We start from the raw sequence: 9052 nt of genomic DNA, 5'->3' as shown, positions 1-9052 counted from the left end.
GCCTCCGCGGTCAGCAGCCGGGACAGCAGGCCCCCCGCGCCCCGACGACGACCCCGACTTCCTGCGCGACCTCGACCGGCGCCTGCGCGACGAGGACTGACCGTACGGCCGGCGACCGCACGGCGGAGCCGGCCGCCCGGTCCGAGGCCGTACGGCGGACGCCGGCCGTCAGGGCACCTCGGCGTAGGAGTGCAGGCCGCCGATGAAGATGTTCACCCCGATGAGGTTGAAGAGCAGGCAGGCGAAGGCGACCAGCTGCACGATCATTGCCGCCCTGCCCTTCCAGCCGGCGGTCGCCCGGGCGTGCAGGTAACCGGCGTAGACGATCCAGGTGATGAACGCCCAGATCTCCTTGGGGTCCCAGCCCCAGTAGCGGCCCCAGGCCTTGTCCGCCCAGAGCGCGCCGGCGATGACGGCGAAGGTCCAGATCGGGAAGCCGATCACAATGGCCCGGTGCGCGACCCGCTCCAGCTCCTGCCGGGACGGCAGGTGGTCGGCGGCCTCGTGCCGGATCATGAAGATGACGCCGCAGGCCCCGGCCACGATGAACAGGCCGCTGGCGATGATCGCGGCCGAGACGTGGATGGCGATCCAGTAGGAGTTCAGCGCGACCATCGCGGGGGCGGCGTCCACGTGCAGGGAGTGCACGGCGAAGCCCAGCCCGAGGGCCGAGGCCGCGGTGACGAAGGCGCCCAGGAAGCGGACCGGGTAGCGCAGCTGCATCAGCAGGAACGCGCCCATGGCCGCCAGGCACATGGCGACCACGAACTCGTACATGTTGCCCCAGGGCCACCGGTCCGCGGCCAGGCCCCGGGTGAGCAGGGCCCCGGCGTTCAGGACGAGACCGAGCCAGCTCAGCGCGACCGCGGCCGGACCGGCCCGGAGCACCCAGCCGGGCGGGGCCTGCTCCGCGCCGCTCCCGCCCGCCGTACCGGAGTCCGCGACGGCCTCCCCCGCGTCCCCCGTGTTCCCCGTGTCCGCCTCGGCCGCGGCGCCGCCCTCCGCGCCCCCTCGACCGGTCCCGGAGGCGCCGCGACGGCCTTCCCGGCGTCCGCGGGAACGCCGGCCGCGGCGAGCACGGGTTCCGCCTCCGCCTCGGACGGGGGGACCGCCGCGCTCCGGGCGAAGGCGAGATCCAGCGCGTAACCGATCATCGCGACGGCGTAGCACACCACCGCCACCAGGACGAGCTGATCGCTCAGCGCGGCGAGACCGGGATCGACCTCAGCGGGCATCCTTCACTCCAGGGGTAGAGCCTTGATTCAGGGCGGCGACGATCCCGGCGAACTCCTCGCCGAAGTCACCGCCTTCGGTGCGGGTGAGACCGCCCGCCTCGGCGGGCCCGTCCCCGGTCCCGATCCGCACCCACACGCGCCGGCGGCGGACGGTCAGGGAGAACACCAGCGCCGCGGTGGCCAGGGCCGCCGACAGCAGCGCGGGCAGCCGGCCCGGGTCGTGGGTGATCTGGAGGGCGACCCACTCCTTGACGCCGGTGAACTCGATCGTGCCGGCCCCGCCCGGCAGTTCGAGCTTCTCGCCCTCGGCCAGCGGGTCGGCCTTCATGACCAGCGGCTTCATCTTCTTGAGGATCTCCGGCGGGATCTCGTAGACCGACTGGGGACGGCCGTCCCCCATGCCGAGGTCACCGGCGAAGGCACCGTACACCTGCGCGGTCGGGTTCGCGGCGCCGGGGAAGACCGACACCCACTCGCCGCCCTCGGCCGGGACCGTGGTGGGCAGGAAGGCCACCATGAGGCCGAGCTGCTCGGGCAGGGCGTCGGGCACCTTGATGACGCACTCGGAGGTGAACGTCGCCGGCTGCACGACCAGGCAGGGCACCGACCCTTCGAAGGCGACCTGCCCCTGACCATCGGTGATCTTGAAGGTGGGCGCGTAGCCGTGGTCGATCAGGTAGGTCAGGGTGCCGTTCACGTCGAGCGGCTCGTTGACCTTCAGCTCGTAGTCCCGTTCCGGCGCCCCCGGCGCGTCGCTCACCGAGAGCCTCGCCGAGTAGTCCAGCGCCTGGCCCCGCTTGGCGCCCTGGGCGATGTAGGTGGCCTGGAAGTCCTCCACCGTGAACGAGAACGGCTCCAGCGACTCGGCGTTCACCTGCTGGCCGGGCATGTAGCGGTCGTAGGCCGCGACGGTGTTGGCGAACCCGTCGCCCTCCACGACCAGCACGTTGCCGCGGTAGCCGTACAGCGCGCCGGCCCCGACCGCGAGCAGCAGGCCGAGCAGCGCGACGTGGAACAGCAGGTTGCCGGTCTCCTTCAGGTAGCCCTTCTCCGCCGCGACCCAGTCCGGCCCGGTGGCCACCCGGAACCGGAGCCCGCGCAGCCGCCGCGCCGCCTCCTGCACGGTCAGGTCGCCATCGAGTACGGCGTGCTGCGGAAGCCGGGCCAGGTTGCGCGGCGCCGCGGGCGGCTTGCGGCGCAGTTCGCGCAGGTGGGCCGCGGTGCGCGGGAGCACGCAGCCGATCAGCGAGACGAACAGCAGCAGGTAGATCGCCGCGAACCACGGCGCCTTGAACACGTCGAACAGCCAGAACCGGTCCAGCCACTCGGCCAGCGCGGGGCTGTCGTCGTAGTACTGCGCGACCTTGGCGTCCGAGACGCCGCGCTGCGGCCAGATCGACCCCGGGATCGAGGCCAGCGCGAACAGGAACAGCAGGATCAGCGCGGTCCGCATCGAGGTGAGGGTGCGCCAGAACCAGCGCGCCCAGCCCGCCGCGCCCAGCGCCGCGGGGCGGGACTCGGCCTTCTCGCCGGGCCTGCCGTCGGTAAGGGTCATCAGATCACCGGTTGGAATCCGCCGATCCACACCTGCATCGCCGCGACGAGCTCCCCCCAGAGCCCGGTGACGAGCAGCAGGCCGACGGTGACCAGCATGGCCCCGCCCACCCGTGTGATCAGCTGCGAGTGGCGGCGGACCGCCTTGAACGTGTGCAGCGCCCTGCGGTAGGCCAGCCCGGCCGCCACGAACGGCAGGCCGAGGCCGAGCGCGTAGCCGAAGGCGAGGAGCGCGCCGCGCCCCGCGCTGCCCTCGGTCACGCCGAGGGTGAGCACGACCCCGAGCGTGGGGCCGATGCAGGGGGTCCAGCCGAGGCCGAACACCATGCCGAGCAGCGGCGCGCCGGCGAGCCCGGCGGCCGGGAGCCGGTGGACGCGGACCTCGCGCTGCAGCCCCGGGACCAGCCCCATGAAGGCGAGCCCGAGCACGATCGTCAGTGCTCCGAGCACCCGGGTGATGCCCTCGGCGTTGCCGAACAGCGCCGCGCCCAGGCCGCCGAGGAGCGCGCCCTGGGCCACGAACACGGCCGCGAAGCCGAGCACGAACAGCACGATGCCCAGCGTCATCCGGCCCCGCCGGGGGTCGGAGCTCATCCCGGTCACGTAGGACAGGTAGCCGGGGACCAGCGGCAGCACGCACGGCGACAGGAACGACACCAGTCCCGCGGCGACCGCGATCGGCAGGGCCAGCGCCAGGGAGCCGCTCGCCACCGTGCTCGCCAGGTCGGCGTTCACCGGGGGCGTCCCGGGTTATCTCTCATCGGTGATCCTGGTGACGGCGGCGAGGAGGTCGCTGTACTTGACCGCGCCCAGGGCGCGGGCGGCGATCCGGCCCTGCCGGTCGATGATCAGCGTCGACGGGATGGCGGCCGGGGGGACCGTGCCCTGGAAGGCGAGCGCGATCTTGCCCGGCTGGTCGAAGATGCTCGGGTAGCCGGGCTTCTCGGTGCGCTCGAAGGCGAGCGCCCTGGCCTTGTCGTCCTTGAAGTCGACGCCGAGGAACTCCACGCCATCGGCCTTGGTCTTGGCCGCGATGTCCGCCAGGACCGGGGCCTCGGCGCGGCAGGGCGCGCACCAGGAGGCCCAGAAGTTGAGCACCACGACCTTGCCCCGGTGCGCGGCGAGCGAGGCCGCGGCGCCGTCCAGGGTCGTTCCCTCGACCGCGGGGGCCGCCTTGCGTCCGGCCGCCTCGAAGACGGTGACCTTGCCGTCTCCGGCGATGAACCGGGTGTCGCCCGCCTGCGGCTGGGATGCCTGGCTTCCGGCGCATCCGGCCGCCGCGACGGCGAGCAACAGGGCGGCGGCGAGCGGTCTGGCGCGCATCGAAGGACGGTCTCCCTGTACTACTACAAGCGGTAGAGCAGCCACTCTACCGGCGGGGTCACGCGCCCGGCACAGTGGGGCGTCTGACGAGCGCGGCCGCCGGCTCGGCGTATCCCACGCTGGCCAGCCGGTCGCCCTCGAAGCAGAAACTGGTGACGCTGGCGAGCCCGCACTGCCTGCGGCGCGGGTCGTGCGGGAGCGGCCTGCGCTCGGCGGCGAGCCGGATGACCCAGATGGGGAGCTGGTGGCTGACCAGCACCGCCTCGTGTCCCCGCGCCGCCCTGCGGGCGGCCAGGATCGCCTCCCGCATCCGGCCGACCACCTCGCTGTAGCGCTCACCCCAGGAGGGCCGGAGCGGATTCCACAGGTGGCGGTAGTAGCGGGGGTTGCGGAAGACGCCGTCGCCGTTGCCGACGGAGACGCCTTCGAAGGCGTTCGCCGCCTCGATCAGCCGGTCGTCGAGCCCGACCTCCAGGCCGAAGGTCTCGGCGAGCGGGGCGGCGGTCTCCTGGGCCCGCTCCATCGGTGAGGAGAACAGGGCGACGACGTCGCGCCCGGCCAGCGACTTGGCCGCCGTCTCGGCCATCAGCCTGCCGTTCTCCGACAGATGGTAGCCCGGCAGCCGGCCGTACAGGATGTTGGCGGGGTTGTGCACCTCGCCGTGGCGCAGCAGGTGGATGACGGTCGTCTCAGCCATGGTGTCGCCAGCCTACCCACTGGTAGGGACGGATCGCACGGACGGATCCGTCCTTGCCGTCCGATGTCGGGCGCACGGCCCGCCCGCCGCCCCGCGGCGGAGCCGTGCTCCACCGCCGTCCCGCACTGAAGGCCCGGTTCATCTCCGCCCCACGGTGGAGGCCCGGTTCACACCGCTCCTCCCAGGCCTTCGGAGGCGGCCTTGAGCGCGTCGACGGCGGCGCGGATGGCCGGGCGGCGGGCGGCGTCGCTGCGCCAGACCGCGTAGATCCGGCGGATGGGACGCGGCCGGATCGGGACGGCCCGGACCCCCTGGGGCAGGAGATCACGGCCGAGCCGGGGGACGATCGCGCAGCCCTGCCCGACCGCGGTGAGCGCCAGCTGGGTCGGGTACTCGTCGGCCATGCAGGTGATCTCCGGCTCCAGCTCCGCCGCGCGGAGCGTGTAGACCAGCCAGTCGTGGCAGACCGTCCCGGGCGAGCCGCTGATCCACCGCTCCCCGGACAGCTCGGACAGCTCGATCTCGGCGCGCCCGGCCAGCGGGTGGCCGGCGGGCACGACCACGTCGGCGATGTCGTCGAGGAGCGTGGCCCGTGACAGCCCGTCGGGTACGGCCAGCGGCCGGTTCATCCAATCCTGGACCACCGCCAGGTCGAGCTCGCCCCGGGACACCTCACGGAGCATCCGCTCGGGCTCGCGCTCGTGCAGCCGGAGGGTGAGGTCGGGGTGGCGCTCGCGCAGGCGGACCAGCGCCTGCGGGAGCAGCCCGCGGGCCGCGGTGGGGAAGGCCCCGATGCCCAGCCGTCCCACGACCTCGCCGCGCAGCGCCTCGAAGTCGGCCTCGGCGGTCTCCACCAGGGCGAGGATGCGCTCGGCGTGGTCGGCCAGGAGCCCGGCCGCGTCGGTGAGCCGCACCCCGCGCCCGTTCCGCTCCAGCAGGGTCGCGCCGGTCTCCCGCTCCAGCTTGGCGAGCTGCTGCGAGACCGCCGACGGGGTCACCATGAGCGCCTCGGCCGCCGCGCCCACCGATCCGTACACGGCCACGGCGTGCAGCGCCTTCAGCCGGTTGAGGTCCAACATGTAGGAATTCTAAATCATGGGTTCCCATTGGTCTCACCCGGACTGAACGATCTGCCCGTATCACCGCTCATCAGAACTTTGCCAGGAAATCTCGCAGGACTTCCGGACCGCGGCCGAGGAGGTGAACACGCCCGCCGGCCGATCCGGCGTGCCCGCGCACCGCGCCGACGGACCCGGAGGCCCGCCATGCCAGTCACCACCCAGGCCCTGGGCACGATCGCCGCACTCGCGCTGGCCGTCGGCCTCACCGCGTCCCCCGTCGCGGCGGACGCCCGGCCGGCCGCCGTACCGGCGAGCGCCGTGCCCGTGCACGCCGCACCCGCCGAAAGCGCCCTGCCCGGCGACGCCGTACCCGACCCCGAGGATTGGAAGCCGGACGAGCCCGTCGGCCTGACCGGCCCGGTCTCGGAGGTCCTCGCCGACGCGCCCGAGCGCGGGCCGGTCCGCGTCGTCACCCTGACCGCCGACTCCGCAGGGCGGCCGGAGATCGACGTCACCGTCGCCGAGGACCGGGCGGAGGCCGCCGACGCGGTGCGGGACGCCCGCGCCGTCCCCGACGTGCTCGCCGTCGTCATCGACGCGAAGTCCGCCGCCGCGGACGCCCCCCGTCCGGTCACCGCCGGGGATCCGCCGGCCGCCAAGGCCGCCGGCGCGGTCTCCGGCGCGGCCGCCCAGGTCAACGACACCCACCGCAAACTGCAATGGGCGCTGAACCGGCTGCACGGGGAGACCGCGTGGACGGCGGCGACCGGCACCGGCCAGATCGTCGCCGTCGTCGACAGCGGTGTGGACGCGTCCACCCGGACCTGGCCGGAGCGGTCCTGTCCGGTACCGACCTGGTCGCGGGCGGCGGCGACGGGCGCTCCGACCCGGACGGGCACGGCACCCACGTCGCCGGCATCATCGCCGCGAAGGCGGGCAACGGCCGCGGGGTCGCCGGTCTTGCGCACGGCGCGAAGATCCTGCCGGTCCGCGTACTGGACGCCGACGGATACGGCTTGAACTCCGACATCGCCGCCGGCGTCATCTACGCCGCCGACCACGGCGCGACCGTCATCAACCTGTCCCTGGGCGGCCCGACGCACGACCCGGTGATCCAGTCCGCGGTCGACTACGCCCTCGCCAAGGACATCGCCGTGGTCGCCGCCGTCGGCAACGCCGCCGAGAGCTGCGCGAAGGTGCGCTATCCGGAGCCGGGCTGGAACTGCGGCAACCCGGTGAGCTATCCGGCCGCCCTCCCCGGCGTCATCGGGGTCGCGGCCACCGACAGCACCGACGTGCGCGCGGCATTCTCCCAGTACGGTTCCTACGTCGACGTGGCCGCCCCCGGCGTCTCCATCGCCTCCACCTACCCCGGCGGGGAGTACGTGTACATGAACGGCACCTCGATGGCCTCGCCGTACGCCGCCGCCGCCGTGGCGCTGATCCGGGCGAAGTTCCCCGCGATGTCGGGTCCCGAGGCGACCACCCGCCTCACCGGCACCGCCTACGACCTCGGCTCGGCCGGCCGGGACTCCCTCTACGGCGCCGGCCTGGTCCAGCCGTACGCCGCGCTCGTCGGCAGCGTGCCGCCTCCGGCGGTGAGCACCGCCACCGGGCTGAGCGTCTCCACCACCTTGACCGCCGGGCAGTCGGCCGTGGCGACCGCGACCGTGCGGACGTCCTACGGCACCAAGGTCACCGGCACCGCCCAGCTGTGCACCCGCAGGGTCACCGTCCGCACCTACACGTGCGCGAACGTGGCCGTCCGCGACGGCGCCGCCGCCAAGACGCTGCGGGTCGACGCCAGCACCTACGTCTACGCGCGGTTCACCGGCACGGCGACCGCGAAGGCGAGCACCAGCCGGACCGTGCGGATCAACGCCCGGCCGAAGGTGACGGTGGCGGGCGGGAGCCGGAAGCTGACCTTCAGGGTCTACCAGCCGCGCAAGCAGCGGGTCTCGGTACAGCGCTACTCACGCGGCGCGTGGCGGATGGCGAAGGTGGTGGTCGCCTCCTCCACCGCCTCCTACACCGTCGGCGGGCTCTCCCGCGGCACGTACCGGGTCGTGGTGCCCGCCGCCACCGACCTGCTCTCGGCGACCTCGGGAAGCGTCACCGTACGGTAGCCCTCCGGCGCGCACCCCTTCCCCCAGAATGGGCGGAGGGGGACCATGGAGAAGGCAACGGAAGCGGTCGGAATGAACACACACTGTGACGGAGACGATGTTACGGTGAGCGACGTGACCAGCGCGCTCGACTACTGGCCGGCTCCGCCTCCGTGGGGATGGACGGCGGACGACCTCGATCGTCTGCCGCCGGAGGGACCGAACGGCGAGCCCGACTTCTTCAAGCACGTCGAACTGATCGATGGAGCCCTCGTCTTCATGTCCCCCCAGAAGCGCTTCCACCAGCGCATGATCCGCGGCCTCACCGAAGCACTCGGCGACCGGGCTCCCGCGCAGCTCACGGCGGTGGACCAGATGGACGTCAAACTCGGTTACCGGATGCGGCCGTGCCCGGACGTGCTCGTCGTCGACGCGGAGGCCGCCGCCGACGACGATCGGACGTACTACACCCCCGACGAGGTGCGTCTCGTCGTCGAGGTCGTCTCGCCCGAGTCGGAGGAGCGCGACCGCAAGACCAAGCCGGCCCGCTACGCCGAGGCGGGGATCCCCCACCTGTGGCGGGTCGAGAACAGCGACGGCAAGCCCGTCGTCTACACCTACGAACTCGACCCGGCCACCCGCGCCTACGGCCTCACCGGCATCCACCACGGCCGGCTGACCGTGCCGGTCCCCTTCCCCCTCGACATCGACCTGGACGGGCTTCCCCGATAGGAGCCGCACTCGGGTGGAATCCGCGCGGGCGCCCTGTCAGGATGCCTGGGCGGCGGCCTTCGCGGCGACGGGCAGGGCCTCGGCGATGCGGGTGAGGGCCTCGTCGTCGTGGGCGGCCGACAGGAACCACGCCTCGTACGCCGACGGCGGCAGGTAGACCCCCTGGTCGAGCATGGCGTGGAAGAAGGCCCGGTAGGCGGCGGTGTTCTGCCGCTGCGCCCCGGCGAAGTCGGCGACCCGCTCGTCGGTGAAGAAGATCGAGAACAGGCTGCCCGCCCGCTGGAGGCGGTGCGGCACTCCGGCGGCGGCCAGCGCGTCGGCGGCCGCGCGGCCGACGACCAGCGC

Annotated in this window: 10 protein-coding genes and 1 pseudogene; 3 read left to right on the top strand and 8 right to left on the bottom strand. The window is 73.3% G+C overall.

Annotated elements, in window-relative coordinates; all coding sequences use genetic code 11:
• Nucleotides 1-168: 168 nt before the first annotated feature.
• The 7 genes from ccsB to ACWJ6R_RS23385 all read right to left on the bottom strand — a co-directional run bounded on the left by ccsB (nt 169) and on the right by ACWJ6R_RS23385 (nt 5888).
• Entirely contained in the window at nt 169-888 is a 720-nt protein-coding gene (gene ccsB / locus ACWJ6R_RS23415; protein WP_449064287.1) for a c-type cytochrome biogenesis protein CcsB, read from the bottom strand.
• Nucleotides 855-1235 carry a hypothetical protein gene (locus tag ACWJ6R_RS23410; protein ID WP_449064286.1) on the bottom strand — a complete coding sequence of 127 codons (381 nt, stop codon included), beginning with the start codon at nt 1233-1235 and terminating at the stop codon, nt 855-857. Before ACWJ6R_RS23410 ends, ccsB begins: the two co-directional genes overlap by 34 nt.
• Entirely contained in the window at nt 1225-2790 is a 1566-nt protein-coding gene (resB, locus tag ACWJ6R_RS23405) for a cytochrome c biogenesis protein ResB (protein ID WP_449064285.1), read from the bottom strand. Before resB ends, ACWJ6R_RS23410 begins: the two co-directional genes overlap by 11 nt.
• Nucleotides 2790-3524, bottom strand: coding sequence for a cytochrome c biogenesis CcdA family protein (locus ACWJ6R_RS23400; protein WP_449064284.1), 735 nt, complete (start codon nt 3522-3524; stop codon nt 2790-2792). The genes resB and ACWJ6R_RS23400 overlap by 1 nt, the downstream gene beginning before the upstream one ends.
• Nucleotides 3525-3539: 15 nt before the next feature.
• A complete protein-coding gene (locus tag ACWJ6R_RS23395; RefSeq protein ID WP_449064283.1) occupies nt 3540-4112 on the bottom strand; it encodes a TlpA family protein disulfide reductase in 573 nt (190 codons plus the stop codon).
• A 58-nt stretch (nt 4113-4170) separates the two neighbouring features.
• Nucleotides 4171-4809, bottom strand: coding sequence for a histidine phosphatase family protein (locus ACWJ6R_RS23390; RefSeq protein ID WP_449064282.1), 639 nt, complete (start codon nt 4807-4809; stop codon nt 4171-4173).
• A gap of 167 nt (nt 4810-4976) precedes the next feature.
• A complete protein-coding gene (locus ACWJ6R_RS23385; protein WP_449064281.1) occupies nt 4977-5888 on the bottom strand; it encodes a LysR substrate-binding domain-containing protein in 912 nt (303 codons plus the stop codon).
• Nucleotides 5889-6074: 186 nt separating this feature from the next.
• Between ACWJ6R_RS23385 and ACWJ6R_RS23380 the strand changes: the two genes are divergently transcribed.
• The 3 genes from ACWJ6R_RS23380 to ACWJ6R_RS23370 all read left to right on the top strand — a co-directional run bounded on the left by ACWJ6R_RS23380 (nt 6075) and on the right by ACWJ6R_RS23370 (nt 8707).
• A complete protein-coding gene (locus ACWJ6R_RS23380; RefSeq protein ID WP_449064280.1) occupies nt 6075-6890 on the top strand; it encodes a hypothetical protein in 816 nt (271 codons plus the stop codon).
• The gene (locus ACWJ6R_RS23375; RefSeq protein WP_449064288.1) at nt 6788-7996 is read left to right on the top strand and encodes a S8 family serine peptidase; all 1209 of its coding nucleotides are present in this window, start codon (nt 6788-6790) and stop codon (nt 7994-7996) included. Before ACWJ6R_RS23380 ends, ACWJ6R_RS23375 begins: the two co-directional genes overlap by 103 nt.
• A gap of 105 nt (nt 7997-8101) precedes the next feature.
• On the top strand, nt 8102-8707 hold the full coding sequence (locus tag ACWJ6R_RS23370; RefSeq protein WP_449064279.1) for a Uma2 family endonuclease: 606 nt from the start codon (nt 8102-8104) through the stop codon (nt 8705-8707).
• Nucleotides 8708-8743: 36 nt separating this feature from the next.
• Here ACWJ6R_RS23370 and ACWJ6R_RS23365 read toward each other — a convergent pair.
• A pseudogene (locus ACWJ6R_RS23365) lies at nt 8744-9052 on the bottom strand (glutamate-1-semialdehyde 2,1-aminomutase); the annotation flags it as partial.

This window comes from Planomonospora algeriensis (assembly GCF_977012225.1).
Note: the sequence above shows the minus strand (reverse complement) of the source record. Positions and strands in the feature narration are given on the sequence as shown.

Bases quoted from the DNA above. Each gene is read 5' to 3' on its own strand.
- ACWJ6R_RS23380 (WP_449064280.1), top strand. From the start codon at position 6,075: ATGCCAGTCACCACCCAGGCCCTGGGCACGATCGCCGCACTCGCGCTG.
- ACWJ6R_RS23395 (WP_449064283.1), bottom strand. From the start codon at position 4,112: ATGCGCGCCAGACCGCTCGCCGCCGCCCTGTTGCTCGCCGTCGCGGCG.
- resB (WP_449064285.1), bottom strand. From the start codon at position 2,790: ATGACCCTTACCGACGGCAGGCCCGGCGAGAAGGCCGAGTCCCGCCCC.
- ACWJ6R_RS23385 (WP_449064281.1), bottom strand. From the start codon at position 5,888: ATGTTGGACCTCAACCGGCTGAAGGCGCTGCACGCCGTGGCCGTGTAC.
- ACWJ6R_RS23410 (WP_449064286.1), bottom strand. From the start codon at position 1,235: ATGCCCGCTGAGGTCGATCCCGGTCTCGCCGCGCTGAGCGATCAGCTC.
- ACWJ6R_RS23390 (WP_449064282.1), bottom strand. From the start codon at position 4,809: ATGGCTGAGACGACCGTCATCCACCTGCTGCGCCACGGCGAGGTGCAC.